This is a genomic window from Paractinoplanes abujensis (assembly GCF_014204895.1).
In the GTDB taxonomy this organism is placed as follows: Bacteria; Actinomycetota; Actinomycetes; order Mycobacteriales; family Micromonosporaceae; genus Actinoplanes; species Actinoplanes abujensis.
Genome location: NZ_JACHMF010000001.1, coordinates 1,692,142 through 1,717,561, shown reverse-complemented (window position 1 = coordinate 1,717,561; position 25,420 = coordinate 1,692,142). Strand labels below are relative to the sequence as shown.

Sequence of the window (25,420 nt, the reverse complement as noted above, 5' to 3'; positions counted from 1 at the left end):
GTGCGAGTCCTGATCGCCGACGACGAGAAGATCCTGGCCGACACCGTCGCCGACGGGCTGCGGGATTTCGCGATGGCCGTCGATGTGGTCTACGACGGTGAGGCCGCGCGCGAACGGGTGACCGTCAACCGTTACGACGTGGCCGTTCTCGACCGGGACATGCCGCGGGCGACCGGTGACGAGGTGTGCCGCGAGATGATCGCAGCCGGGCTCGACACGCGGGTGTTGCTGCTGACCGCGGCGGCCGGCATCCGGGACCGGGTGGAGGGTCTGGGGCTGGGCGCCGACGACTATCTGACCAAGCCGTTCGCGTTCGCCGAGCTGGTGGCCCGGGTGCAGGCGCTGGGCCGGCGGGCCAACGCCGCTCAGGGCCCGGTGCTGGAACGCGACGGCATCGTGCTCGACGTTCCCCGCCACACCGTCGCGCGGGACGGTCTGCCGCTGCGGTTGTCGCCCAAGGAGTTCGCCGTGTTGCGGGTGCTGTTGCGGGCGGACGGGGCCGTGGTCAGTTCCGAGGAGCTGCTCGAGCAGGCCTGGGACGAGCACACCGACCCCTTCACCCATACCGTACGGGTGACCGTGATGACGTTGCGCAAGAAGCTCGGCGACCCACCGGTCATCCACACCGTGCCCCGCGTCGGTTATCGGCTCGGGCTGTGACGCTCCGGTCGCCGCGCTGGACGGCCGCTCTGATCTGCGCGGCCGCCGTCCTGATCGCCTATTTCACGCCGGAGCTGGCGCAGCGGCTGGCCGAGAGCTGGCAGCGGATTCTGCGGACGCTCTGCGCGCCGTCCCGCGGCGGGGGGTCGGACTTGTTCGTCTGCACCCACCTGTTCTGGCCCCCCGAGACGCTCTGGATCTTCAAGGCACTGGTGCTGGCCGTTGCGCTCTCGTTGGCCCTGGTCGCACTGCGCTGGGCGGTCCGGCCGGTGCGTGAGCTGGCCACCCAGATCCGCGGGCTGGGGCCGCAGAACTTCGCTTTCCGCGTACGCGTCCCGCAGCGCGGCGGCGAGATGGCCGACCTGGCCGCGGCCGTCAACGACATGATCGCCCGGGTGGCGGTGGGCTACGAGTCGCAGCGCCGTTTCGCCGCCGACGCCTCGCACGAGCTGCGCACTCCCCTGGCCGTGCAGCGCACGCTGATCGAGGTCTCGCTGGCCCGTGATCCCAGCCCGGAGCGGCTGCGGGTGGTGGCCGAGCAGCTGCTGGAGACCAACGAGCGCAACGTACGCCTGATCGAGGCCCTGCTGGTCCTGAGCGAGAGCGATCGTGGGGTGGCTTCCCGCAGCGCGCTGCGCCTGGACGAGATCGTGGCCGACGTCGCCGCCGATCATGCGGGCGCCGCCGCCGAGGCCAAGGTCACGATCACCCCGGTGCTGGCGGCGCGGGTCGTGATCGGCGAGCGGGTGCTGCTGGAGCGTCTCGTCAGCAACCTCGTGCAGAACGCGATCAAGTACAACCGGCCCGGCGGCACGGTGACGCTGACCGTGGGCGCCGAGCCCGCCCTGGTGGTCGAGAACACCGGCGACGATGTGCCCCCGGGCGAGGTGGCGGGCCTGTTCGAGCCGTTCCGCCGCCTGCACGGGAGCCGGATCGACCATTCGGGCGGGGCCGGGCTGGGCCTGACGATCGCCCGTTCGATCACCCGGGCCCACGACGGCGCGATCACCGCCGAGCCGCTCGCCCACGACGGCCTGCGGGTCACGGTCACTCTGCCCCGGGCAGGGTGACCACCAGCTTGGTCGCGGAGACCCCCCGGCGTTGCCGGTCCATCGCCTGTTGCAGATCGGCCAGGGAGGTGCCGACGACGAGGGCCCGGGGCACGGCCCGGTAGCGTCCGCCGGCCAGCGCGGCCGGGAGGAAGTCGCGGAAGACGGCCGGGCCGACCTCGTTCTTCTTGAGGTCCGAGCCCCAGACGAACGTGAACCGGACCCCGCGGCGCCAGGCGGCCAGTTGCCACCGGGACACGCCGCCGATGGTGCCGGCCACGGCGCGCGGCAGCGAGAACCCGTTCTCGAAGGTGACCGGGGCGGTGGCGACCGACACCCGGCGGCGGCCGCGGGAGGCGCCGGCGATGCGGATGCACGCGGGGGCCGAGCCGGGGCCGATCGCGAGCGCGCCGGCCAGCGTGCGGTCGCTCAGGGCCTTGATGATGTCGGTCTCGACACCTGGTTTGCGGTAGTCGTGGACCTGCGTCGCGCCGAGCTCGGTGAGCAGTTCGGCGTTGTGGGGCGAGGCCGTCGTGATGACGTCGTAGCCCGCGGCCGCGGCCAGCTGGATCGCGTTGCTGCCCACGCTGGTGGACCCGCCCCAGACGAGGACGGTCTGCCCGGTCGGCGCGGCGTTCGCGGCCGGGTGCCGCAGGCCCAGCTGCCCGTCCGGGAAGAGCGCGGAGGCGGCGGTCGAGAGGCCCAGCGGCAGCACGGCGGCATCCACGTAGGACATCGCGGCCGGGATCGGGGCGGCCAGCACCTCCTGGACCACGGTGTATTCCTGGAACGCGCCCTGGGCGGGGCTGTTGGCGTCGCGGTCGGTGCCCACGGCGAGCGCCAGCACCCTGTCCCCGGCCCGGAACCGGGTCACGCCCGGACCCACCTCGGCCACCTCGCCGGCCAGGTCGGCGCCGAGCACCGCCGGGTACTTCAGCCATCGGTACGCCAGCCGGCCCGCCACCTGGATGACCCAGTCGAGCGGGTTGACGGCCACGGCGTGATTGCGGACGACGATCTGGCCCGGTCCGGGCGGGGTGCGGGCGGCCGCGCCGACCTCCAGGGGCCGGTTACGGGCAGGGATCCGAGCAGCGAGCATGGGGGTCTCCTCGTGAGTGCACCGGGTGCAATCGCAGTGTGGCACGTGATTGCACCGGGTGCAAATGCGGTAGATTCGACTCATGGCCCGCTGGGAACCGGACGCGCGTGGCCGCCTGGAGCGGGCGGCCATGGACCTGTTTCGCGAGCGCGGCTACCCCGACGTGACGGTGAGCGAGATCGCCGATCGGGCCGGTCTGACCAAGCGCACGTTCTTCAACCACTTCGCCGACAAGCGCGAGGTGTTCTTCGCCAACGCGGCGATGTTCCGGCAGAGCGTCCTGACCCATCTGGGGGACGCCGGCCCCGAGCTGACAGCCGTCGAGGCGGCCGTGTCGGCCCTGACCCGCTGCGGGCTCGACCTGGCCGGGGCGGTCTCCCCCGAGGACGCCCGGACCAGGCTCGACGTGCTGGCGGTGACACCCGAGCTGCGCGAGCGCGATCTGATCAAGACGCACGAGCTGACCGTGGCGATGGTGGCGGCGCTGGTCGCCCGGGGCGCCTCGGCCCGCGAGGCCGGCTTCGCCGTGCAGGCCGGGCTGATGGTGTTCAACGTCGCCATCCCCGACTGGCTCGCCGACCCGGCCGCGGATTTTCCGGAGCTCATGCGCGCGGCTCTGGCCGACCTGCGCGACGCCGTCGGCGTTCCTTGAGCAGCCGTCACCCTCTGACCTTTCTCAACTCGCTCGGCCGTACGCCGATGAGGTCCGGGAGACAAGGACGGAGTTGGCGGAGAGATGCCTCGTTGGTGGCGCACGCACGGGCTCGAACTCGCAGGCGTGGCCCTGGTCGCGCTGTGCCTGGCATGGATGCTGGCCGGGCTGGCGCTGGTGTGGGCCCACCCGCTGCTCGGCTGGCTGCCGCTGCCGGTGAGCGCGGCCCTGGCGGTGATCGCGACCGTCCGTACGGCCCGTGACCCTCGCCTCGACGCGGGCACCCGCCGTTTCTGGCGGCACCTGACGGTCGCCGCCGTCCTCTTCACCGCCGGCACCGTCGGCAACGCCGTCGACGCGGTCGGCGGCCCGCTCCCCTCGCAGCTGCTCTCCCCGGCGACCGTCGCGCTCTATCTGGCCGTGCTGGCCACCGTGATGTGGGCGCTGCTGCGGCTGCCGTCGTGGCAGCGCAGCCGGGCCGACTGGATCCGGTTCGGGCTCGACTCCTGCATGGTGCTGGTCACGGTGGGCGCGCTGGTCTGGCATCTGGCCCTGCGCGACCACGAGCAATGGACCGCGCAGACCGGCTCCTCGGGCCCGATGCTGGCCATCATGTTGTCGGCCTTCCTCGGCGTGGCCACGTTCGTCAAGGTCGGCTTCGCGGGGGCGGGCCGGCTCGACCGTCAGGCGATCCACGTGCTGGCCGCCGGCTGCGCGATCGCGGCGGCGGTGGGCGGGCTGTCGCCGTTCCTGGCCGACCGGCCCTACCTGTCGTCCAGCCTGCTGGCCGTGCCGATCGCCTCGCTGACCATCAACCTGGCCGCCGCCCGCCAGTGGCACAACGGCGTGCGGACCCCGGCCACCCGCCGCCCGGCCCGGCAGATCAGCTGGCTCCCGTACGCGGCGGTGGCCGTGACCGACGGGCTGCTGCTCTCGACCGGCACCGGCGACGCGGCCGAGACGACCGCCATGCAGATCGCCGCCGTGACGCTGACCGCGCTGGTCGTCGTGCGGCAGGTGCTCGCGCTGCGCGACAACCAGCGGCTCGTCGAGCAGTTGCGCCGCTACCAGCACAAGTTGCAGCATCAGGCCCACCACGACAGCCTCACCGGCCTGGCCAACCGGGCCCACCTGGAACAGCACCTGCGGACCCGGCCCGCCGGGCACCACGTGGCACTGATCGATCTGGACGACTTCAAGGTGGTCAACGACCGGCTCGGGCACCACGTCGGCGACCAGCTGATCACGGCCGCCGGGCGGCGGCTGACCGCGGTGGCGGGCGACCGCGGCTTCGTGGCCCGGCTCGGCGGCGACGAGTTCACCCTGGTCATCCCGGACACGGTCGATGCCGGGGAGCTGCTGGCGGCGTTGATCGAGGCGGCGGGCGCGCCGTACGAGCTGGACGGCCACACCGTGGTCAGCGCGGCCAGCGTGGGCGTCACGACCACGCGCACGGGCGACGAACCGGCCGAGATCCTGCGGCGCGCCGACGTGGCCATGTACGCCGCCAAGACCGCGGGTGGCCACCGCTGGCACTGGTTCGACGCGGAGATGGACCGGGCCGCCGACGCGGCCGCGCGGCTCTCCGCGGAGCTGCGGGACGCCGTACGGGGAAATCAGCTCGTCGCCCTGTACCAGCCGATCGTGGCGCTGCCCGGGGGTGCGCCGGCCGGGGCCGAGGTGCTGCTGCGCTGGCGGCACCCGGAGCAGGGGCTGCTGGGACCGGACGCGTTCATCCCGCTCGCCGAGGGCAACGGGCTGATCGTCGAGCTCGGGCAGTGGGTGCTGCGGGAGGCCGTACGGCAGGCTGTCGACTGGCGGGACCGGCTGGGCGAGCGCGCGCCCGGCCGGATCAGCGTCAACGTCTCGGCCCGGCAGCTGGCCGACCCGCACTTCGTCGACTTCGTGGCGTCCCTGCTGCGCGACAGCGGCCTGGCCCCGGAGACCCTGGTGCTCGAGGTGACCGAGACCGCCGTGCTGGCCGCGGACACCGCCTTCGATCAGCTGCACCGGCTCAAGGCGCTGGGCTTGCGGATCGCGCTGGACGACTTCGGCACCGGGCATTCGTCGCTCAGCCTGCTGCTGGACTGCCCGGTCGACCTGCTCAAGCTGGACAAGGCGTTCGTCAGCGGCGCGCGGGCGGGCCGGGCGGCCGACGCGGTGGCGCGCAACCTGATCGTCTTCACCGACGACTTCGGCATCGACGCCGTGGCCGAGGGCGTGGAGACCGCCGAGCAGGCAGCCCGCCTGCACGAGGCGGGCTACCGGTTTGCTCAGGGTTACCTGTTCGGGCGGCCGGTGAGCGCGGACGCCCTGGAGCAGATGCTCACAGTCACAGCCGTTGCAGCTGCGTGACGACCATCGCGATGGCGAAGAAGCCGTAGAACCCGATGGCCACGAGCATCCCGCCCAGGCGCCAGCCGCGCATCCGCACTTCTTGCGGCAGATCGCGAGTGTTCAGACGCACCAGCAGAGCCGAGTAGAGCAGGGTGACCACCGAGGCGGCGCACGTCGAGACGATCAGCAGCCCCAGCGGCTGGGTGAAGCCGGCCAGCAGGATGGTCGAGCCCAGCACGATCTCGATCCAGACCACGGTCAGGTAGATCCGCGGTTCGGTCCAGCGGGCCGAGTCCTGCAGGTAGTTGCGGCGCAGGAAGTCCGAGGCGACCCGGCCGATGATGTCGAGCAGACCCATCGCGGCCGCCCACAGCGACACCGCGGCGACCGCCAGGAACAGCAGTTCGAGCCAGCCGCCGACCTGGTCGGAGAGGATGCCGGCCTCGATGCGCAGGAACGAGGTGTCGTTCTTGAGGTCGTCGCGGCCGAACAGCGTCTCGTACGCCAGCAGGCACATGATGCTGATGGTCACGAAGCAGACGGCCACGAACGTGATCAGGTGCTCGAGGTTGGCCCGCTTCCACCAGACCCGCCAGCGCGCCAGGTTGGCCTCGTCGGTGGCCGGCGTGTAGCGGTCGGTGCCCGCGGCCTCCTCCTGCCCGGTGATCGGGGAGATCAGCCGGGGCACGTGCGCGCCCATGCCGTAGCGCTTGTCGCGGATCCAGTTGCTGAGCACCAGATTGTGCACACCGCCCGCGCCGGCCGCTCCGATCGCGCTCAGGATCAGCGTGAACGTGACGCCCTCGGGGATCTGCCCGAACTCGGTGACGGTGGCCCGGGCGCCCTCGCCCCACGTGGTCAGCGAGATGACGAAGACGACCACGACGGCCAGGAAGAAGATGGTCAGCCCGACCTTGACCCACTCGACCCGCTCGACGGTCGTGTAGATCACCTTGGACACCGAGAGCAGACCCCCGACCAGCACCAGGCCGATCACCGTGATCCAGACCGGGTCGCCCCCGCCGAACAGGTACGTCAGCACGGTCGAGCCGCTGGTCGCCCAGCCCGGCCAGACGTACTGGAAGGCCCCGGCCAGGCAGATCAGGATGCCCCAGCCCTTCCACCAGCGGGAGAAGCCGGCCACGACGGTCTGCCCGGTGGCCAGCGTGTAGCGCTCGATCTCCATGTTGATCACGAACTGGACGGCCAGGGTGCAGAAGGCCAGCCAGAGCAGGCCGAGCCCGCCGATCGCGGTCAGGTACGGCCACAGGATGATCTCGCCGGCGGCCATGCCGATGCCGACGGCGACGACGCCGGGGCCGACCATGCGGCGCAGGGAGGGGGGTTCGGGGAGGTCAGTGGTCTTTTCCATGCGGGGCGACGGGTGCATCGGGGGCTCCCTTGCAGGCCAGGACGGCATCCAGGTGGCGCAGCATGCGCGCGGTGTCGGGGGTGCGCCCGGTCAGCAGCTCGAAGGCGGCGGCGGCCTGGTAGGCGCACATCGCCGTTCCGCCGGTCGCCCGCAGGCCACGGTCGCGGGCCGCCGCCAGCAGCGGCGTCACGACGGGCATGTAGACGATGTCGACGACCCACAGGCCACGGTGGAGCAGCTCGGGGGCCAGCGGCATGCCGGGGTGTTCTTTCATGCCGACGGGGGTGGCGTTGACCAGGCCGTCGGCCGTCCTCATCACGGCCGGCAGGTCGTCCGGCCCGACGACGCTGAGACCTCGGCTGATCAACTTCTCTCGGCGGCCCCGGTCGGGATCGACCACGGTGAGATGCTCGATGGCGTCCATGCCGCGCAGCACATGAGCAGTAGCGGCGCCGGCTCCGCCCGCACCCAGCTGCACGACATTTCCTGACACCTTCGACTGGTAGGCCGCGGCGAAACCGTACGCGTCGGTGTTGTGACCCTGCCGCCGGCCGCCACGGAAGACCACGGTGTTGACCGCGCCGATCGCCCGTGCCTGCTGGGACAGGTCGTCGACGAGCTCGATCACTCGCTGCTTGAACGGGTGGGTGATGTTGACCCCGGCGAACCCGGCCCGCTCGGCTTCGTCGAGCACGGATCTCAGGCCGTGCGGGTCGGCGGTGTCGAACAACTCGTAGGTGAGGTCGAGCCCCTGACGGCGACCCTCCTCCTCGTGCAGCGCCGGGGAGAGCGAGGTGCCGATTCCCGCACCGATCAGGCCGCAGCGCATTCCCGGACTCCCCGCGATCGTCAATGTACGAACTGGTACGTTAGTTATCCGCTGTGACGACGGCCACTGTCAACCCCCCTGTACGCTCCGGCTCATGATGATCGTGGCGAACGTCCTGGTGGCGCTGGTCGCGCTCATCCACGTCTACATCCTGGTGCTCGAGATGTTCCTGTGGACCACCCCGCGCGGCCGGGCCGCCTTCGGCCTCACGCCGGAATTCGCTGCGCAGACCCGCACGCTCGCCGCCAACCAAGGTCTCTACAACGGCTTCCTGGCCGCGGGCCTGATCTGGGGCCTGATCGCCGACCTGACCTCCGCCAAGATCTTCTTCCTGGTCTGCGTCGCCGTCGCCGGCCTCTACGGCGCCGCCACCGCGAGCAAACGCATCCTGTACGTCCAGACCGTCCCCGCCGCCCTGGCCCTGATCGTCGTGCTGATCGCCGCCTGACGTCCAGAATGGAATCCCGCTAGGCTCGCAGCGTGACCGAAGAGCAGACCGGAAAACGTCGCAGCTCCTTCCGGCGGGAGCTTCCGGTGCTCCTCGGGGTGGCGGTCCTCGTCGCCGTCCTCGTGCGGACGTTCGTGCTGCAGACCTTCTTCATCCCCTCCCCCTCGATGGAGCACACGCTCGACGTCGACGACAAGGTGCTGGTCAACAAGGTCGTCTACGACTTCCGGGAGCCCCGGCGCGGCGAGATCGTCGTCTTCGCGGCCCCGCGGCAGTGGCGGGGCCGCGACGCGGAGCAGGATTTCATCAAACGCGTCATCGGGGTCGGCGGCGACCACGTGCAGTGCTGCGACGCGCAGCAACGCCTCACGGTCAACGGCCAGGCCCTCGACGAGCCGTACGTCTATCGGGACGCCGACGGCGTGCGCAACCAGGCGGCCCGCGGACCGTTCGACGTCACGGTGCCCAGCGGTCGGCTCTGGGTGATGGGCGACCATCGCGAGGCGTCCGCCGACTCGCTCGAACACTGGCTGGCGAAGCCCGACCTGCAGGAGGCGACCATCCCCACCGGCTCCGTCGTGGGCCGCGCCTTCGGCGTCTTCTGGCCGCTCGACCGGGCGACGTGGCTGACGGTGCCGCCGGCGTTCACCGACGTTCCCCCGGCCCCGGCCCGGCGGTAGCGCTCACCGGGTGAGGCGCAGGGTCACGATCTCGAACGGGCGGAGCGAGAGGTCGAGCGACTCCAGCGTTTCCAGCGGCCGCTCCAGCAGATCCGTCCGCGCGGCCTGCCCGTACGGCTCGGACACCGTGATCGAGGCCGTGGCCCGCCCGCCCCGGGCCTCGTAGAGGCGCACGATCAGGTCGCCCGAGCGGTCCTCGGCCAGCTTCACCGCCTCCACCACCACCGCGGGCGAGGACACGCTGATCAGCGGGGGCACCGCCGAGCCGCCGGTGACCGTACGGGTGGGGAGGTTGACCTGGTAGCCCGAAGCGAGCGCCTCGAGGACCGTGGGGGCCGGGCCCAGCGCCGACCGCAGCACGTGGGTGCCCTGGTCGGCGTGGGGGTCGGGATAGCGCGGCGCCCGCAGCAGCGACTGCCGGACCTGGGTGCAGACGGAGCCGTCGGGGGCCCAGCGGCGGGTGATGTCGTGACCGTACGTGGAGTCGTTGGCCACCACCGCGCCGAAGCCGGGTTCACCGACGTGGACCCAGCGGTGCGCCACGGTCTCGAAGCGGGCGCTGTCCCACGACGTGTTGGCGTGGGTGGGGCGGTGGACGTGCCCGAACTGGATCTCCGAGGTGGCCCGGTCGGCGTGCACGGCCAGGGGAAAGGCCAGCTTGAGCAGCTTCTGCGACTCGTGCCAGTCGACCCGGGTCTCGATGTCGAGCCAAGTCGCGTCCGGGGCCAGGCGGAACGTCTGCACGAACGACGAGTCACGGTAGGAGCGCTCGACCACGATCGAGCCGGAGCGCACCGAAACGGAGTCGGCGTCGCGCAGCTCGGTGACGTGCCGCTGGTAGTGGGCATCGATGTCCCAGGCGTCCCACCGGTTGGGGATGTCGCGGAAGACCTGCAGGAGGGCAGCCGGTCCGGCCAGCAGCTCTCGCCCTTCGAAGACGAACGACACCAGCAGCCCGGAATCGTCGAGAACGGCTCGGACCAGGCCGTTGTCGAGCACCCGGTCATCCGTGGGCGGTATCCAGCCGGGCGCGGCGGCCACCGCGGCCGCGAGCGGCGGCACTCCGGCCGCCGCGACCGGGGCCGCGTTGAACACGACCGAGTCGGTTCCCGGGCCGGCCAGCAGCTGCTGCGCCTGGTCGATGAGCGTGGTCAGCGCCACGCCGGCCAGCGCGTAGTTGCGTTCGGCCTCCTGATGCACCCAGGCGATCGACGAGCCGGGCAGGATGTCGTGGAACTGCTGCAGCAGCACCGTGCGCCAGGCCGCGTCCAATTCCTCGTACGGATATTCACCCAGCCCGCGCCAGGCCACCGCCGACCACCACAGCTCGGCCTCGCGCAGCAGGTGCTCGCTGCGCCGGTTGCCCTGCTTGGTCCTGGCCTGCGTCGTGTACGTGCCCCGGTGCAGCTCCAGATACATCTCGCCGGACCACGTGGCCGGCGCGGGGTGCCCGGCCAGCGCGTCGGCGAAGAACTCCCGCGGCGTACCCAGCTCGACCCTGGGCGAGCCTTCCAGGTCCCGGGTGCGGGCGGCCGCCTCCAGCATCTCGCGGGTGGGGCCGCCGCCGCCGTCGCCGAACCCGAACGGCACCAGCGAGACGTCGCTCAGCCCGTTCTCCGCGTACTGCCGCTGGGCCCGGGCCAGGTCACCGCCGGACAGGTCGGAGTTGTACGTGTCGACCGGCGGGAAGTGCGTGAACACGCGGCTGCCGTCGATGCCCTCCCACCAGAACGTGTGGTGCGGCATCTTGTTGGTCTCGCTCCACGAGATCTTCTGGGTGAGGAACGAGTGGGTGCCGGCCGCGCGCGCGATCTGCGGCAGCGCGGCCGAGTAGCCGAACGAGTCGGGCAGCCACACCTCGTCGGGTTCGACGCCGAACTCGCGCCGGAAGAAGCCCTTGCCGTGGATGAACTGCCGGGCCAGGGCCTCGCCGCCGGGCATGTTGGTGTCGGACTCGACCCACATGCCGCCCACCGGCACGAACCGGCCCTCGGCGACGCGGGCGCGGATCCGCTCGAACAGGGCCGGGTAGTGCTCCTTCATCCACGCGTACTGCTGGGCGCTGGAACACGCGAACACGAAATCGGGGTACTCGTCCATCAGGGCCAGCACGTTGGAGAACGTCCGGGCGCACTTGCGGATCGTCTCGCGTACGGGCCAGAGCCAGGCCGAGTCGATGTGCGCGTGCCCGACCGCGACGATCCGGTGCGCGCTCGCGTAGGCGGGCGAGGCCAGCACCTCGGCCAGCTCGGCCCGCCCGTCGGCCGCGGTCCCGGCCACCCGGTCGGGGTCGATCACGTCGCACATCCGCTCCAGCGCCCGCAGGATCTGCGCGCGGCGGGGCAGCGCCGGGTCGAGCTCGCGCATCAGCCCGGTCAGCGTCCCGATGTCCTGCAGCAGGTGGTACACGTTCCGATCGCGCTCGACCAGGTCGATCCGGCGCAGCGTGTAGATCGGCTCCTCGCCCGCGGTGGCCTTGTCCCCCATCGGCGTGGGCACGGCCCGGCTCACGTCCGGGTTGGACGCGGCCTCGACGAAGAACTCGATCGGCCCGTCCCCGGCGGCGACGGCGTTGTTGAGCGGCTCCAGGCCTTTGACGATCTCGCCGTCGGGCCGATAGACGAGCCCTTCGGCCTGGAACCCGGCCTGCGCCGCCGAGAACCCGAGGTCGACCACCATTTCCCGGACGACGTCAGGCCCGCCCCAGCCGTCCGGGACCTCCCCGGTGACGTGCAGCCACATCGTGCCCCACGGTTTGCCCCACGCGACCCCGGGCTTGATCGGCGTGAACTGCTGTTTCACCGCCTCGGCGAACGGCACCGGCTCGCCCGGCACGTCCCACGCCACCACGTCGAGCGGCACGCTCCGCCGTTCCAGCGCGGGTCGCAGGTGCTCCCGGACGAAACGCTCGACGCGGGCCTCGATCGTGCGTGCGGTGTCGTGCATCAGTTGCTCCTGTCGCCGGGATTCCGCCAGGTCTCGCACCGTTGCTCCCGCGACCGATCCTGCCGCTCACCGGAGCCGACGGACAAGCTGCGGAGCGCGGAGCGCCCGGCCACCTCGGTCTGCGTGCTTCTGATCAACGCGTTAGGTTCGGGGCATGGCGAGATTCACGCGGCTGGCCGGACTGATCGCGGACAAGGCCCTCGGGCTGCCCACCAAGGCGGTCCCGTACGAGGTACGCAAGGACGTCGCGGTGCCGATGCCCGACGGCGTGACGCTGCTGGCCAACCACTACCGCCCCAGCGGTCACGACGAGCCGTTGCCCGTGGTGCTCGTCCGGGTGCCGTACGGGCGGGCCGGCGCCTTCGGGCAGCTGTTCGCGGCGCCCCTGGCCCGGCGCGGCTTCCAGGTGTTCATGCAGGCCACCCGGGGCACGTTCGGCTCCGGCGGGCAGTTCCGCCCGTTCACCAGCGAGCGCGACGACGGCCTGGCCACGATCGAGTGGCTGCGCAAGCAGCCGTGGTGCGACGGCCGGATCGCCATGGCCGGCGGCAGCTACTTCGGGCACACCCAGTGGGCCGTGGCGCCGTACGCGGAACCTCCCCTGACCTGCGTGATGCCGCACATCACGTCGGCCAACATGACCGACCGGCTGTTCTACGAGCACGGCGTCCCGCAGATCCACACCGCGCTGAGCTGGTCGGCCACGATCGGCCGGCAGGAGCGCCCGGGCCTGCTCAGCAGCCTGCCCGACCCGCGCGACCGGGCCCGGGTCAACCGCGCGCTCGGACGGCTGCCCCTGCAGGCCGTCGACGTCCAGGTGGCGGGCGCGCCCGTGCCCTTCTGGCGGGACTTCGTGGCGCACGCCGAGCCGGGCGACACGTTCTGGTCGCAGGCCGACCACGACGCCGACTACGGCCGGATGCCGCCGGTCAGCACAGTCACCGGCTGGTGGGACTTGTTCCTGGCGGGCAACCTGGCCGACTACACGGCGCTGCGGGCCGCCGGGGTCGAGGCGCGGCTGGTGGTCGGGCCGTGGATCCACGGCGAGCCGGGTGAGCTGCGGACGGTCGCGCAGACCGACGCGGTGTGGCTGGAGCATCACCTCAACGGCGGTCCGGCGCCGACCGGCAAGCCCGTACGGGTCCACCTGCAACAGGCCAGTCGCTGGCTCGAGTTCGACAACTGGCCGCCGGAGGACGTACGGGAAACGCTTCTGCATCTCGGGCGGGGCGGCCGGCTCGTGACCCGGCCCGAGGAGTCGGCCGAGCCCAGCCGGTTCACTTACGACCCGGCCGATCCGACCCCGACTGTCGGGGGTCCGCTGCTGGCGCCGCCCGGCAAACAGGCCGACAACGCGAGCGTCGAGAAGCGGGACGACGTGCTCGTCTTCACCGGACCCGCACTGGGCGGCGACCTCGACGTCGTCGGTCCGGTCCGCGCGACCGTCCACGTGCGCACTTCCCTCCCGTACGCGGATGTGTTCGTCCGGCTGTGCGATGTGGACACCAAGGGTGTGTCGCGCAACGTCGTCGACGGCATTCAGCGGCTCGACCCGCGCCTTTCCGCGGACGAGCCAGGGCCGGACGGGGTGCGGGCGGTCCACGTCGAACTGTTCCCGACCGCCTACCGGTTCCGGGCCGGGCACCGGCTGCGGGTGCAGGTCAGTGGTGGGGCGTTTCCGCGGTACGCGCGCAACATGGGCACGCCCGAGCCGTTCGGGATCGCGACCGAGGGCGTGAGCTGCGACTTCGAGGTGCTGCACGACGCCGATCACCCGTCGCACGTGGCGGTGCACGTGCGGTAGCGGACGCGCCCTAAGATTGACCTCTACGCATTCGTGGAGGGGGCACGTGCGTGTGGTCGAGTTTCCTGGACCCGTTCGGGCCGTGGATCGGATCGATGGTTATCGCCGTCCTGTCGGCGGCGGGCGCGGCGATCCACCGGTACTTCAGGAAGCCGGATGACGAGAAAGTGCTGATCTTTCTCGGGCAGACCGGGCCTGACCTGGAGGGCTATCGCGCGGCGGCGAACGACTGGCTCGCCGGGGAGAACGCCGTCGAGGTGGTCGGCAGCACCGGCCCGAAGCCGGATCTGGTCATCGGTCTGTACGGCCTCCGGTATTCCGCCGCCGCCGTGTCGGAGTTCGACAGCGTCAAGCCGGCTCCGGGCGGGCGGCGTCGCCTGTGGCTGCTCGGGCCGGACTCCTCCTACCAGACCTCCGGCGCGCAGACGTCCGATCCGGAATCGCAGGCGACGGAGTGGGCGCAGTTACGAGCCCGGGTGGACGACAAGAACCCGGACCCCCTGCCGGACTCCCGCGTCGAGTTCGTGCGGGAGCTCGTCGCCGCCGTCCACGAGTCCCGGCGGGCGAAGTTCCCCGCGCGCCGCCGGACCTATCTGCTCGACCCGCAGGCCTTCCTGATCGGCGGCGCGGTGGCGTTGACGGCATCGATCTACTTCGCGATCAGGACCCCCGACGTGACCGGCTGGGGCACCGCTCTGCTGATCGCTTTGCTGTCCGCGCTGAGCGGCGTGGCCGGCTACGCCTTCCGGGTCGGCTGCCGCTGGATCCTGCGGTGAGCATGGACGCCAACCGGGGCAACCGCCTGCTCGCGAGCATCCTCAGCTTCGTGCTGGGCGTCGGGGTCGCCATCGTCCTGGGGCATTACTTCCTGCCCGCCACGAACAAGTGTCACGGCACCGAGCTCACCGTCTGGTCGTCGACCGAGCCCGGCCTGGCCCGCGCCGACACCTCGGCCGGGCTGGGCCGGCTGCAGGAGGCGGCCCAGCAGTACGGCTGCATCTCCGTCGTGGCTCTGAGCTCAGGATTCGCGCAGCAGCGGATCGCGACCTCGCCGGCCGCGGGCGGCGCCGACCTGCCGGACGTCTGGCTGCCCACCCACTCGTTCTGGAACGCGCTGCTGGAGCGGGGCGACCGCTACGACGACAGCCTCGGCTCGTTCACGACCAGCAAGATGCGGCTGTACGTCAAGTTCGGCACCCCGCTGGCCTCCGCGCTCAGCGGCTCGGGCTCGGTCGCGTGGCGCGATCTGGCCACCCAGGCCGCGGCCGGCCGGCTCGACCTGGTCAAGGAGAACGCGCTCAACTCGACGTCGGGCGCGATGGCCACGATCCTGGCGTTCGAGGCGGCCGCGGGCGGCGACAGCGGCATCTCGGCCGACGACGTCCGGGCGGGCAAGCTCGACACCTACGCCGCGCCGCTGGAACGATCGGTCGCCACGTACCCGGGCGAGATCGTGGAGTTCCTGTCCTCGTTCAAGCCCCCGATCGACACCGCCGCCCTGCCCAACGCCATGATCGTCGAGGAGGCCGTCTACGAGGGCTTCCCCGGCTTCGCCCAGCACTACCGCGGGGTCGAGCTGGCCGGGCCCGACCCGACGCTCGACCACCCGTATCTCAAGCGGCCCAAGCTCGACAAGAACAAGGCCGCCCTGGCCGACGCGTTCCATCGGACGCTGATGACCAGAACGTGGCAGGACCGGCTGGACCAGGCCGGTTTCGAGTCCACCGAAGACCACGGTCTGACCCGGCGCGACGGCGCGGTCGTCGAGGCCATCCTGGAACGCTGGCGGGAGACGCTGCGCAAACGGATCAGTCTGGCCATCACGCTCGACCAGTCGGGCTCCACGGAACCGTACAAGCGGCAGCTGGCCGAGGCGATGACGACCGCCCTGCGCAGCCTGTCGGCGACCGACCGGGTGGCGTTCTACGGGTTCCCGGGCGCGGCGGGCGCGGTCTACGAGCCGTTGTCCGGCGGTTTCGCCGACCCCACGCAGATAACCGTGCCCAATGTGCCCAACCGCGGCGGCAGCAGTCCCGTGGTCGAGGCCGTGCGGGAGACCGCCGACCTCGTACGGGATCAGGTCGGGGCCAACGCCGACAACCCGCGCAAGCAGGCCGTCATCGTGTTCACCGACGGCGAGCAGGCCGGGGCGGGCAGCTCCCGCGAGCAGCAGCGCGACACCGAGCGGATCCGCAGCTACCGCGACGCCGGCGTGCAGGTGTTCTTCGTGCTGGTCGGCCGGAAACCGCTGTGCGCGGTCGACCGGATCTACAGCACGCTGCCCTCGGACTGCCGCACGGGCGGCCGGCCGGCCAAGCTCGACCAGGACGAGCGGCGCTGGGTGTACTGCATCGCCGACCGCCCGGACTGCCCCACTCCCCTGCCCTCGCAACGCGGCAAGTCGGACGAGGAGCACATCCGGGCGATCATCAAGCAGATCTTCGACCAGCTAGGCGGCGCTCCCATCTGACCAGGTGCGGAACTCGCCATCGGTCGCGTGCAGCCGCCACAGCTGCTCGGCCAGCCCGTCCGTGTCCGCCGGCCTGATCGCGCCCGGGATGATCAGCTGCGCGACCCGGATGCCTTCGGGCCCCAGCGTCTCGTGCAGCATTTTCCCGTACGCCCCCTCGCCCGCGAAGGCGATCGAGGTGCCCGCGACCTTCGGGTCGGGCCGGGCGCCGCTGCCGCCGTTGACGAACAGGATCGCGCCGCGGCCCAGCTGCCGCATGCCCGGCAGCACCGCGTTGACGGCCGTCATGGGGCCCAGCACCGAGAACTCCACGGCCGCGACCACGTCCTGCGGGGTCGTGTCCGCAACCGGCTTGAGGAAGTCGCGGTGCGGGATCGGGCTGTACTGCAGCACCTCGATCGGCCCGAGCTCGTCGGCCGCCTGCGTCAGGGCTGCGTGGAGCGCCTCGGGATCCCGTACGTCGGCCGGGTAGCCCCGCCCGCCGAGCTTGCCGGGGTTGCGCGAGATGAGCGCGACCTCGAAACCCGCGGCGCCGAACCGGCGCGCGACTGCCGCTCCGAGCCCCGGCCCGGCCCCGACGACGGCGAGGGTGGTCATGACTTGAGCGTCTCGACGTCGATGACGAAGCGGTAGCGCACGTCCGACGTGAGCACGCGCTCGTAGGCGTCGTTGACCTGGTCGGCCCCGATCACCTCGACCTGCGGGGCGATGCCGCGCTCGGCGCAGAAGTCGAGCATCTCCTGCGTCTCGCCGATGCCGCCGATGCTGGACCCGGCGAACGTACGGCGGTTGCCGAACAGCGCGAACACCGGCACGGCGAGCGGCTCGGGCGGGGCGCCCACGCTGACCAGGGTGCCGTCGAGACGCAGCAGGCCCAGGTAGGCGGCCATGTCGATCGGCGCGCTGACCGTGTTGACGATCAGGTCGAAGCTGTTCCGGAGCGCCTCGAAGGTGGCCGGGTCGCTGGTCGCGTAGTAACTGGCGGCGCCGAAGGTGAGGCCGTCGTCCTTCTTGCCCAGCGTCTGCGACAGCACAGTCACGTCGGCCCCCAGGGCCGCCGCGATCTTGACGGCCATGTGCCCGAGGCCGCCCATGCCGACGACCGCGACCCTGGTGCCCGGCCCGGCCTTCCAGTGGGCGAGCGGCGAATAGGTGGTGATGCCGGCACACAGCAGGGGTGCGGCTGCCTCGTACGGGATGGTCTCGGGAACGCGCAGGACGAAATCCTCGTCGACGACGACGTGCGTCGAATAGCCGCCCTGGGTGATCGTGCCGTCCCGGTCGACGGCGGCGTAGGTGCCGGTGTTGCCGTTGAGGCAGTACTGCTCCTGCCCGGCGCGGCAGTTGTCGCACTCCCGGCACGAGTTGACCATGCAGCCGACCCCGACCCGGTCACCCACGGCATGCTTGCTGACCTCGGTTCCGACTTCGGCGACCTCGCCCACGATCTCGTGACCGACGGTCAGCGGGTACGCCACCTCACCCCACTCGCCGCGCACGGTGTGAATGTCGGAATGGCAGATGCCGGCGTACCGGATGGCGATGAGCACGTCCCGCGGCCCCAGGTCGCGGCGCTCGATCGTGGTGCGCACCAGCGGCTCGGTGGCCGAGGGCGCGGCAATGGCGTTGACGGTAAGCATGTGTGTCTCTCTTCGTTGGCTCAGCGTGCTCGGTACGTCTCGTCGGCCACGGGTTCGAGCCAGGCGGTCTCGGGCGGGCCGTCGCCGGGTCCCTCCCACAGGGCCGAGTGCTCCATGAAACGGTCAGGCGCGGCGCCGTGCCAGTGTTCCTCGCACTCGTGCCGTCGGGGACACCGATCAGGGCGACCCTCACTGGTCGCCGGCGGCGTGACAAGTTCCATGACCACAGCACACTCCTTTCCCTCCGGCCCGAGGAAGTCCCCGGCAAAAGGTGTACCAGCAGTACATCCCACCCCGGGGTGACGCGACGTAACGTCGGAGAAGTGAACAACCGAGCCGAGGTGCGCGACTTCCTGACCACCCGCCGCGCGAAGATCACGCCGGAGCGGGCCGGGCTGCCGACGGCCGGGACCCGGCGGGTGCCCGGGCTGCGGCGCAGCGAGGTGGCGGCGCTGGCCGGGATGAGCGTGGAGTACTACGCCAAGCTGGAACGCGGCGCGCTGGCCGGGGTGTCGGCCGGGGTGCTCGACGCGATCGCGCGGGCGTTGCAGCTCGACGAGGCCGAGCGAGCCCATCTCGTACGGCTGGCGCAGGCCGCCAACGGCAGCAGCGCGCTGCTCCGGCCGGCCCGCCGGCCCAAACCCGCCGGGGTGCGGCCCAGCCTGCAATGGTCGCTCGACGCGATCACCAGCCCCGCCATCGTGGTCAACCTGCAGCAGGACCTGGTGGCGGCGAACCTGCTCGGGCGGGCCATGTACGCCGACGTCTACGCGGGCTCCCCCAATCTGGGCCGGTTCACGTTCCTGGACAGCGCGGCCCACCGCTTCTACCCCGACTGGGACCTGGCCGCCGACATGCTCGTGGCCAACCTGCGCACCGCGGCCGGCAAAGACCCGCACAACAAGGCCCTGCACGACCTGGTCGGCGAACTCTCCACCCGGAGCGACGACTTCCGCCGCCGGTGGGGCGCCCACAACGTGCGCATCCACGGCACCGGGGTCAAGTACTTCCGCCATCACGTGGTGGGCGATCTGGAGCTGGCGTACGAAAGCATGGACCTGCGGGCCGAGCCGGAGCTGACCCTGACCATCTTCTCGGCCGAACCCGCCTCCCCGACCGCCCACAATCTGGCGTTGCTGGCGTCGTGGGCCGCCACCGACGAGACCACCCACTCCCCGTCCCTGCGGTGACCCGCGGCCCCGCCCGGCCCCGTCCCGCCGTTCCGCGGCTTTCCGCGCTGTCAGGCCACCCTTCCGCACTACCCCTCACGCTTCCGCGGTGCTAGCCGCCTCCCGCACCACCTCTCGCCTCCGCGGTGCCAGCCGCCTTTCGCCTCCGTGCTGCCAGCGGCCTCCCGCACCATCCCTCACGCCGTCAGCCGCCTCCCTTACCACCTCCCGCGCCCTCCACGCCGTCAGCCGCCTCCCGCACCACCTCTCGCGCCTCCGCGCTGTCAGGAGCCTCCCGCCGCCCGCCGAACAGCAACCCGCCTCGCGACCAGTGGAATGATCGTGCGGCGGGTTGCTGTCCAGGCTGTCAGCCGCGGCTGTGCGAGTTCGGAAGGTGCAGCTCGGCGGGCTCGGGCGGCAGGTCGTCGACGCCCTGGGCGACGGCCTCCTCGTGGCGGCGGTGCGCCGAAGGCAGGGCCAGCGCGGCCCCGATGGCCAGCACGGCGACACCGGCACAGACCCAGAAACCGGTCGTGAACGCGTCGTCGGTGGGCAGGCCCTGGGCCGTGGTCTTCGAGGTGATCACGGCGGCCACCACCGCGGTGCCGATGCTGCTGCCGATCGTACGGGCAATGGTGTTGACGCTCGTGGCCTCGCCGGTCTGGGTCGCCGGGACGGCCTCGATGATCGCGTTGGACATGGCCGCGAAGGCGAACCCGATGCCCGCGCCGGTCAGGATGCCGGACAGCAGCACCTGCCAGATCTCGCCGTGCGCGACGGCCGGCAGCGTGAAGGCGGCGACCACGAACACGGCACCCAGGAACATGGGCAGCTTGGGGCCGAACTTGCGGTTCAGGATGCCGGCCAGCGGGCCGAACAGCACCATCATGACCACGGTGGGCAGCAGGAACAGCCCGGCCTGGGAAACCGACTTGCCGAACCCGTAACCGGTAGCCGCGGGCAGCTGGATCAGCGTGGGCACGAGCAGGAACGTGCCGAACATGGCGAAGCCCAGGATGAGCGCCACCAGGTCGGTGGCCCACACGCCGCGCACCTTCATCAAACGCATGTCGATCAGCGGCTCGCGGACCTTGAGCTCGACCAGGACGAACACGATCAGGCCGACCACGCCGAGCGCGAGCAGGCCGACGGTCTTGGCGTCGCCCCAGCCCCAGGCCTGGCCCTTGCTGATCGCCAGCAGCAGCCCGACCAGCGAGACCGACAGGATGGTGGCGCCGACGACGTCGAGCTTGCCCGGCGTGCGGACCGGGGACTCCTTCATGCCGAAGATCGCACCCATCAGGGCGATCACGACGAGCGCCAGGGGCAGCCAGAACAGCCAGTGCCACGACAGGTGCTCGACGATCGGACCGGCCGCGACGATGCCGATACCGGCCCCGATGCCGAAGATGGCCGAGATCAGCCCGACAGTGGTGGCGACGCGCTCGCGGGGCAGCTCGTCCCGCACGATGCCGATCGACAACGGCAGGATCGCACCCGCCGCGCCCTGCAGCACCCGGCCGACGATCAGCACGGCCAGGTTGGGGGCCAGCGCGGCCACGACGGTGCCGGCGGCCAGGATGGCCAGCACGACGATGAGGACCTTGCGCTTGCCGGCCATGTCGCCCAGGCGGCCCAGGATCGGCGTGAGCACCGAGGCCGACAGCAGGTAGGCGGTGACGATCCAGCTGACGTCCGCGGTCGACACCTGCAGGTCGCGCCCGATGGTGGCCAGGGCCGGCGAGACCAGCGACTGCAGCACCGCGAAGGCGAGGCCGCCCAGGGCCAGATAGAGCACGAGCAGGCCGCCACCGGGGCGTTTGCCCTCGGCCGGGACAGAGGCGGCGGGGCCGCGCTCTTCGATGGTGTGGGTCATGACGTCCCCGAGACTGGAAGTAAATGCTTGCTTACATGCTCATTAGATCCGGGCCCCGGCCCTTAAGTCAACGATTGCTTACGTCACACCCCGCCCAAGTCAATGCCTGTTTACATGACGTTGCGCCCGCGCTACGCTCCCTCCGCAACGCCTACTTCGACAGCGCTCCAATCAGCCCTCTCCCCCAGCGCTTCCACGTCCCGCAACGCCTCACAACCCGGCGCCCCCAGCGCTTCCCTGCCCCGCAACGCCCCACAACCCGGCGCCCGCAGCGCTTCCCTGCCCCGCAACACCTCACCCCCGGCGCCTCCCAGCCTCTCCAGCTCCGCACGCCGAAAGGACCCACCGGTGGCAGCCACTCCCGGCCCCGCGCGGCGGCGCGACGCCGCCCAGACCCGCCGGCTGCTGCTGGACACGGCCCGCCACCACTTCGCCCGGCACGGCTTCGCCACCACGACGGTTCGCGACATCGCCGACGGCGCCGGGGTCAACGTCGCCCTGATCAACCGCTACTTCGCGTCGAAAGAGGGCCTGTTCGAGGCGTGCCTGACCAGCGCGGTGACCGACCTGAAGCAGGACGCCGACCGCTCCTCCCCCACCGACATCGCCGCCACGATGGCGCACCGCATCGTCGGATCGGCCGACGACCCCCGCGTGCACGAAGCGCTGCTCCTGCTGATCCGCTCCTCCGGCGACGAACGCACGGACGAGATGCGCCGCACTCTCCTGCACTCGATCAGCCGCCGCCTGGCCGCCGCCACCACCACCCCGGCCCCAGCAGCCCCGCCCGACCCGGCGGCCGACGTGGACTCGGCGGCCCGTCCCGACGACGCCACTGTCCTGCGCGCCCAGATCCTGCTCGGCGCCGTGCTCGGCACCGCACTGCTGCGGGCCTCGATCGCCGTGCCGCCCCTGGCCACCGCGAGCGAGGAACAGATCGCGGACGCCCTCTCCGACCTCGTCGCGACGCTGCTGCCCGCCCCGCCGGACAACCCCGCCTGATCTCGGACCAGCTCCCTGCCGACTCCGAATTTGTCACGCGCCCAAGGGGCGAGCCAGGTCCTGTCATGACCACCCTCGGGCCGTGTTCTCGTCGGACCGCGGTGCCACTATCTCCGGCATGACCGCATCGATGAAGGGAAGCGTCGCCCTCGTGGCCGGGGCGACTCGAGCTTCGGGCCGGGCCATCGCCATAGAGCTGGGGGCACGCGGCGCCACCGTTTACGTCACGGGCCGGTCCAGCCGTCTCTCGGGCCGCTCCGAGTTGGACCGGCCGGAGACCATTGAGGAGACCGCTGAGGCCGTCGAGGCGGCCGGTGGCTCCGGCATCGCCGTCCGGGTCGACCACAGCGTCCCGGCCGAGGTCGCGGCGCTCGCCGGCCGCATCGAGGCCGAGCAGGGCCGGCTCGACGTGCTGGTCAACAACGTCTGGGGCGGTGACATGTTCACCGAGTGGGGCAAGCCCGTCTGGGAGCACTCGGTCGAGCGTGGCCTGCGCATGCTGCACCAGGGCGTCGACACCCACCTGATCACCAGTCACTACGCGTTGCCGCTGCTGATCCGGCGCGCCGGCGGGCTGGTCGTCGAGATGACCGACGGCAAGGCCGTCTATGGCGACTATCGCGAATCGATCTACTACGACCTGGTCAAAGTCTCGGTGATCCGCCTGGCCCAGGCCCAGTCGGCCGAGGTGCGGTCACACGGGGGCACCGCCGTCGCAGTCACGCCGGGCTGGCTGCGGTCGGAGCGCATGCTCGACAAATACGGTGTCACCGAGCAGACCTGGCAGTCCGCGGACGCGGAGCACTTCGGCATCACCGAGTCGCCGCACTTCGTCGGCCGAGGCGTGGCCGCGCTGGCCGCCGACCCCAGCCGGGCCCGCTTCACCGGCCAGACCTTGGCCGCCATCGACCTGGCCACGGAATACGACCTGACCGACCTCGACGGCAGCCGCCCCGACTTCCCGCGCTACTTCACGGAGGTGATGGCGCCGGGCCACCCACCCGACACCACCGGATACCGATGACGGGCCAGGACGGGACGATGACGACCCCGCCCGGACGGGCTCAACGGGCCGCACGGTGACGGCTCCGGGAGGCCAGGCGGAACGGGCCGGCTCCCGTGAGGCCAGACGGGACGGGCCGGCTCCCGTGAGGCCAGGCGGAACGGGACGGCTCCCGTGGGGCCAGACGGGACCGGACGGACGGTGACGGTTCCGGAGGCCAGGCGGGGCGGGCCGGGCGGTGACGGCTTCAGGCCCAGGCGGGACGGTCTCAGCTGGGGACGGTGAGCACAGCTTCGCTCAGCTCCCACAAGCGCTCGGCCGACTTGGGGTCGATGGAGTGGGAGACGACCTCGGCCGGTGGTTCGATCGCGGACATCGGGCGGGGACGGTCGTCCAGGACGGAGATGTCGTTGTCCTTCAAGTACACACCGCCGATGTCGGACAGCAGTGGGCTGGTGGCGGCGAAGACCGACGTGCTGGCGCCCTGTTGCGGAGTCTTCTTGCCGTGAGAGGGGTCGATGATCGGGTTGTCGTGTTCGTCGATCAGGCCCATCGAGCGCAGCTGTTCGCGACCGCCCGCGCCGTTGAGGCCGGTGCCGACGACCACGCCGGGGTGGACGGCGTAGCCGTGGACGTCGCCGGCGGACCAGCGGCGGTCGAGTTCCACCGCGTGCAGCACATTGGCGGTCTTGGACTGGGCGTAGGCGAGCATGGGGTCGTACGGGGTGTGCTGGAACGTGGGATCGTCCCAGAGCACGTCGGAGAAGCGCTGCGCGCCCGAGGTCACGTTGACCACGCGGGCGCCGGGGGTGGCGCGCAGCGCGGGGTGCAGGCGCAGGGTCAGCTGGAAGTGGCCCAGGTGGTTCGTGGCGAACTGCGCCTCGTAGCCGCGTGCGTCGCGCATCAGGGTGCGGGGCGCGGGCAGCCCGGCGTTGTTGATCAGGGCGTGGAGCGGGCGGCCGGAGGCAAGGTAGCGGGCGGCGAAGGAGTCGATCGAGGCCGGGTCGAGCAGGTCCAGCCGGTCGACGGTGACGCGCGCCAGCCCGTCGACGGCGGCCGCGGCCCGGCCGGGGTTCCGGGCGACGACGGTGACCGCGGCGCCGGCCCGGCTGAGCGCGCGCGTGGTTTCGAGGCCGATCCCGGAGTGGCCGCCGGTGACGATCGCGTGGAAGCCGTTCAGGTCGCGGCCGGCCAGCACGTCGTCGGCGGTCGCGGCGGCGGTGAAGCCCGTGCCGAGGGGGTGTTGTTTCATGCCTCCAGCGTGCGCGCCCCTGCCCGTACGGTGAATGGTTGTCGGTTCGTATTTCTTTTGCGAGAGTACGACGATGGGCGCGGATCGGTTGTCCGAGGTGTTCGACCTCGTCGAGGTGAGCGGGGTGCTGTCCGGCGGCTTCGCGGCGAGCGGCCGCTGGTTCGCGCGGGGTGAGGTGCACCTGCCGCTGAAGTTCCTCGCCGTGCCGTACGGGCGGGTGTGCCTGAGCACCGACGGGCTGGACGCGCCGCTGATGCTGGAGGCCGGCGACGTCGCGATCCTCAGCGACCGGCAGTGGCTGCGCCTGGACGGCGGCACAACAGACGACGCCACCCCAGGGAGCAGGACTGAAGAGGGCGGCACCGCAGACAAGAACGCCACAGACAGAAGCACCGCAGCGAGCGGCGCCGGCGCGGAGCCGCCGCGTGAGGTGGTGCCGGCCGAGCATTTCCGGTTCGCCGTCGATCGTGAGCGCGACGACGTCGTGGTGGCCGGTCAGATTCAGGTCACCCCGGCCGGGCGCGCGCTGCTGCTGGACGCGCTGCCGCCGGTGGCTGTGGTCCGGGCCGGCGCACCGGGCACGTCCTCGCTGCGCGGCTGTGTGCACCGCATCGTGGACGAGATGACCGGCGACCGGCCGGGGGCCGCGTTCGCGATCCGCCAGCACGGGCAACTGCTGCTGCTCGAGGTGCTGCGCGCGTTCCTGCGCGACCAGGAGCACCCGCCGGGCTGGCTGGCCACGCTGCGCGACGAACGGCTGCGGCCCGCCCTCGACCTCATGCACGACCACCCCGGGCGCGCCTGGGGCCTGCCCGAGCTGGCGCGGGCGGCGGCCATGTCGCGCACCACGTTCGCCGAGCGTTTCCGGGCGGCCGCGGGAGTTCCCCCGCTGACCTATCTGACCCGGTGGCGCATGCTGCTGGCCCAGCGGGCGCTGCGCGACACCGACGTGCGCATCGCCGCGCTGGCGGCCGAGCTGGGATACGCCTCCGAGGCCGCGTTCAGCACGGCCTTCAAGCGCGAGGTGGGCCAGTCGCCGATGAGTTTCAAGAGGGGCCGCGCGGCGGGAAGCCGGACACCAGCCGCTGCCAGTGCTTGACCTCGTCACCGCGCATTCGCCGCCCGGCTTCAC

21 protein-coding genes are annotated in these 25,420 nt (G+C 71.6%); 13 read left to right on the top strand and 8 right to left on the bottom strand.

Features of this window, described 5'->3' with window-relative positions; translation table 11 throughout:
• Both BKA14_RS07315 and BKA14_RS07310 read left to right on the top strand, forming a co-directional pair.
• The gene (locus BKA14_RS07315; RefSeq protein ID WP_184956624.1) at nucleotides 1-660 is read left to right on the top strand and encodes a response regulator transcription factor; all 660 of its coding nucleotides are present in this window, start codon (nucleotides 1-3) and stop codon (nucleotides 658-660) included.
• Nucleotides 657-1,730 carry a sensor histidine kinase gene (locus tag BKA14_RS07310; RefSeq protein ID WP_239092413.1) on the top strand — a complete coding sequence of 358 codons (1,074 nt, stop codon included), beginning with the start codon at nucleotides 657-659 and terminating at the stop codon, nucleotides 1,728-1,730. Before BKA14_RS07315 ends, BKA14_RS07310 begins: the two co-directional genes overlap by 4 nt.
• Here BKA14_RS07310 and BKA14_RS07305 read toward each other — a convergent pair.
• The gene (locus BKA14_RS07305; RefSeq protein ID WP_184950144.1) at nucleotides 1,708-2,808 is read right to left on the bottom strand and encodes a zinc-binding alcohol dehydrogenase family protein; all 1,101 of its coding nucleotides are present in this window, start codon (nucleotides 2,806-2,808) and stop codon (nucleotides 1,708-1,710) included. The genes BKA14_RS07310 and BKA14_RS07305 overlap by 23 nt on opposite strands.
• 82 nt (nucleotides 2,809-2,890) lie before the next feature.
• Between BKA14_RS07305 and BKA14_RS07300 the strand changes: the two genes are divergently transcribed.
• Entirely contained in the window at nucleotides 2,891-3,460 is a 570-nt protein-coding gene (locus BKA14_RS07300) for a TetR/AcrR family transcriptional regulator (RefSeq protein WP_184950143.1), read from the top strand.
• An 84-nt stretch (nucleotides 3,461-3,544) separates the two neighbouring features.
• Nucleotides 3,545-5,815 (top strand): putative bifunctional diguanylate cyclase/phosphodiesterase, encoded by a 2,271-nt coding sequence (locus tag BKA14_RS07295; RefSeq protein ID WP_184950142.1) that lies wholly within the window; start codon nucleotides 3,545-3,547, stop codon nucleotides 5,813-5,815.
• Here the strand turns inward: BKA14_RS07295 and BKA14_RS07290 are convergent.
• Nucleotides 5,793-7,187 (bottom strand): Nramp family divalent metal transporter, encoded by a 1,395-nt coding sequence (locus tag BKA14_RS07290; protein ID WP_184950141.1) that lies wholly within the window; start codon nucleotides 7,185-7,187, stop codon nucleotides 5,793-5,795. The genes BKA14_RS07295 and BKA14_RS07290 overlap by 23 nt on opposite strands.
• Nucleotides 7,153-7,998 carry a shikimate dehydrogenase gene (locus BKA14_RS07285; RefSeq protein ID WP_184950140.1) on the bottom strand — a complete coding sequence of 282 codons (846 nt, stop codon included), beginning with the start codon at nucleotides 7,996-7,998 and terminating at the stop codon, nucleotides 7,153-7,155. Before BKA14_RS07285 ends, BKA14_RS07290 begins: the two co-directional genes overlap by 35 nt.
• Before the next feature lie 94 nt (nucleotides 7,999-8,092).
• Here BKA14_RS07285 and BKA14_RS07280 point away from each other — a divergent pair, with 94 nt between their 5' ends.
• Together BKA14_RS07280 and lepB are read left to right on the top strand one after the other, a co-directional pair.
• Nucleotides 8,093-8,446 carry a DUF1304 domain-containing protein gene (locus tag BKA14_RS07280; protein ID WP_184950139.1) on the top strand — a complete coding sequence of 118 codons (354 nt, stop codon included), beginning with the start codon at nucleotides 8,093-8,095 and terminating at the stop codon, nucleotides 8,444-8,446.
• A gap of 32 nt (nucleotides 8,447-8,478) precedes the next feature.
• A complete protein-coding gene (gene lepB, locus BKA14_RS07275; RefSeq protein ID WP_184950138.1) occupies nucleotides 8,479-9,126 on the top strand; it encodes a signal peptidase I in 648 nt (215 codons plus the stop codon).
• A gap of 3 nt (nucleotides 9,127-9,129) precedes the next feature.
• Here the strand turns inward: lepB and BKA14_RS07270 are convergent, their stop codons facing one another.
• Entirely contained in the window at nucleotides 9,130-12,072 is a 2,943-nt protein-coding gene (locus BKA14_RS07270) for an alpha-mannosidase (RefSeq protein WP_184950137.1), read from the bottom strand.
• Between the two features lie 154 nt (nucleotides 12,073-12,226).
• Between BKA14_RS07270 and BKA14_RS07265 the strand changes: the two genes are divergently transcribed.
• The 3 genes from BKA14_RS07265 (at nucleotide 12,227) to BKA14_RS07255 (ending at nucleotide 16,346) form a co-directional block, all read left to right on the top strand.
• Complete coding sequence (locus BKA14_RS07265) at nucleotides 12,227-13,876, top strand: CocE/NonD family hydrolase (protein ID WP_203721955.1); 1,650 nt, start codon at nucleotides 12,227-12,229, stop codon at nucleotides 13,874-13,876.
• A 95-nt stretch (nucleotides 13,877-13,971) separates the two neighbouring features.
• Nucleotides 13,972-14,652, top strand: coding sequence for a hypothetical protein (locus tag BKA14_RS07260; protein WP_184950136.1), 681 nt, complete (start codon nucleotides 13,972-13,974; stop codon nucleotides 14,650-14,652).
• Nucleotides 14,649-16,346, top strand: a complete 1,698-nt coding sequence (locus tag BKA14_RS07255) for a vWA domain-containing protein (RefSeq protein WP_184950135.1) — start codon at nucleotides 14,649-14,651, stop codon at nucleotides 16,344-16,346. Before BKA14_RS07260 ends, BKA14_RS07255 begins: the two co-directional genes overlap by 4 nt.
• Here BKA14_RS07255 and BKA14_RS07250 read toward each other — a convergent pair.
• Together BKA14_RS07250 and BKA14_RS07245 are read right to left on the bottom strand one after the other, a co-directional pair.
• Complete coding sequence (locus BKA14_RS07250) at nucleotides 16,326-16,943, bottom strand: SDR family NAD(P)-dependent oxidoreductase (protein ID WP_184950134.1); 618 nt, start codon at nucleotides 16,941-16,943, stop codon at nucleotides 16,326-16,328. The two genes, BKA14_RS07255 and BKA14_RS07250, sit on opposite strands and share 21 nt — an antisense overlap.
• Nucleotides 16,940-17,986: an NAD(P)-dependent alcohol dehydrogenase gene (locus BKA14_RS07245; protein ID WP_184950133.1), complete on the bottom strand. Its 1,047-nt coding sequence runs from the start codon at nucleotides 17,984-17,986 to the stop codon at nucleotides 16,940-16,942. Before BKA14_RS07245 ends, BKA14_RS07250 begins: the two co-directional genes overlap by 4 nt.
• 323 nt (nucleotides 17,987-18,309) lie before the next feature.
• Between BKA14_RS07245 and BKA14_RS07235 the strand changes: the two genes are divergently transcribed.
• The gene (locus BKA14_RS07235) at nucleotides 18,310-19,176 is read left to right on the top strand and encodes a helix-turn-helix transcriptional regulator (RefSeq protein ID WP_184950132.1); all 867 of its coding nucleotides are present in this window, start codon (nucleotides 18,310-18,312) and stop codon (nucleotides 19,174-19,176) included.
• A gap of 346 nt (nucleotides 19,177-19,522) precedes the next feature.
• On the opposite strand, the gene BKA14_RS07230 is transcribed toward BKA14_RS07235, so the two are convergent.
• Nucleotides 19,523-21,031 (bottom strand): MFS transporter, encoded by a 1,509-nt coding sequence (locus tag BKA14_RS07230; protein WP_184950131.1) that lies wholly within the window; start codon nucleotides 21,029-21,031, stop codon nucleotides 19,523-19,525.
• A gap of 348 nt (nucleotides 21,032-21,379) precedes the next feature.
• On the opposite strand from BKA14_RS07230, the gene BKA14_RS07225 reads away from it, so the two are divergent.
• Nucleotides 21,380-22,033 (top strand): TetR/AcrR family transcriptional regulator, encoded by a 654-nt coding sequence (locus BKA14_RS07225; RefSeq protein WP_239092414.1) that lies wholly within the window; start codon nucleotides 21,380-21,382, stop codon nucleotides 22,031-22,033.
• A 118-nt stretch (nucleotides 22,034-22,151) separates the two neighbouring features.
• Entirely contained in the window at nucleotides 22,152-23,057 is a 906-nt protein-coding gene (locus tag BKA14_RS07220) for an SDR family oxidoreductase (protein ID WP_184950129.1), read from the top strand.
• A 247-nt stretch (nucleotides 23,058-23,304) separates the two neighbouring features.
• Here the strand turns inward: BKA14_RS07220 and BKA14_RS07215 are convergent, their stop codons facing one another.
• Nucleotides 23,305-24,288 carry an SDR family NAD(P)-dependent oxidoreductase gene (locus tag BKA14_RS07215; RefSeq protein ID WP_184950128.1) on the bottom strand — a complete coding sequence of 328 codons (984 nt, stop codon included), beginning with the start codon at nucleotides 24,286-24,288 and terminating at the stop codon, nucleotides 23,305-23,307.
• 73 nt (nucleotides 24,289-24,361) lie between these two features.
• On the opposite strand from BKA14_RS07215, the gene BKA14_RS07210 reads away from it, so the two are divergent.
• A complete protein-coding gene (locus BKA14_RS07210) occupies nucleotides 24,362-25,387 on the top strand; it encodes an AraC family transcriptional regulator (RefSeq protein ID WP_184950127.1) in 1,026 nt (341 codons plus the stop codon).
• The last annotated feature ends 33 nt before the right edge of the window (nucleotides 25,388-25,420 follow it).

Bases quoted from the DNA above. Each gene is read 5' to 3' on its own strand.
- BKA14_RS07250 (WP_184950134.1), bottom strand. From the start codon at position 16,943: ATGACCACCCTCGCCGTCGTCGGGGCCGGGCCGGGGCTCGGAGCGGCA.
- BKA14_RS07295 (WP_184950142.1), top strand. From the start codon at position 3,545: ATGCCTCGTTGGTGGCGCACGCACGGGCTCGAACTCGCAGGCGTGGCC.
- BKA14_RS07220 (WP_184950129.1), top strand. From the start codon at position 22,152: ATGACCGCATCGATGAAGGGAAGCGTCGCCCTCGTGGCCGGGGCGACT.
- BKA14_RS07265 (WP_203721955.1), top strand. From the start codon at position 12,227: ATGGCGAGATTCACGCGGCTGGCCGGACTGATCGCGGACAAGGCCCTC.
- BKA14_RS07270 (WP_184950137.1), bottom strand. From the start codon at position 12,072: ATGCACGACACCGCACGCACGATCGAGGCCCGCGTCGAGCGTTTCGTC.
- BKA14_RS07300 (WP_184950143.1), top strand. From the start codon at position 2,891: ATGGCCCGCTGGGAACCGGACGCGCGTGGCCGCCTGGAGCGGGCGGCC.
- BKA14_RS07215 (WP_184950128.1), bottom strand. From the start codon at position 24,288: ATGAAACAACACCCCCTCGGCACGGGCTTCACCGCCGCCGCGACCGCC.
- BKA14_RS07210 (WP_184950127.1), top strand. From the start codon at position 24,362: ATGGGCGCGGATCGGTTGTCCGAGGTGTTCGACCTCGTCGAGGTGAGC.
- BKA14_RS07280 (WP_184950139.1), top strand. From the start codon at position 8,093: ATGATGATCGTGGCGAACGTCCTGGTGGCGCTGGTCGCGCTCATCCAC.
- BKA14_RS07260 (WP_184950136.1), top strand. From the start codon at position 13,972: ATGGTTATCGCCGTCCTGTCGGCGGCGGGCGCGGCGATCCACCGGTAC.
- BKA14_RS07290 (WP_184950141.1), bottom strand. From the start codon at position 7,187: ATGCACCCGTCGCCCCGCATGGAAAAGACCACTGACCTCCCCGAACCC.
- BKA14_RS07245 (WP_184950133.1), bottom strand. From the start codon at position 17,986: ATGCTTACCGTCAACGCCATTGCCGCGCCCTCGGCCACCGAGCCGCTG.
- BKA14_RS07230 (WP_184950131.1), bottom strand. From the start codon at position 21,031: ATGACCCACACCATCGAAGAGCGCGGCCCCGCCGCCTCTGTCCCGGCC.
- BKA14_RS07285 (WP_184950140.1), bottom strand. From the start codon at position 7,998: ATGCGCTGCGGCCTGATCGGTGCGGGAATCGGCACCTCGCTCTCCCCG.
- BKA14_RS07305 (WP_184950144.1), bottom strand. From the start codon at position 2,808: ATGCTCGCTGCTCGGATCCCTGCCCGTAACCGGCCCCTGGAGGTCGGC.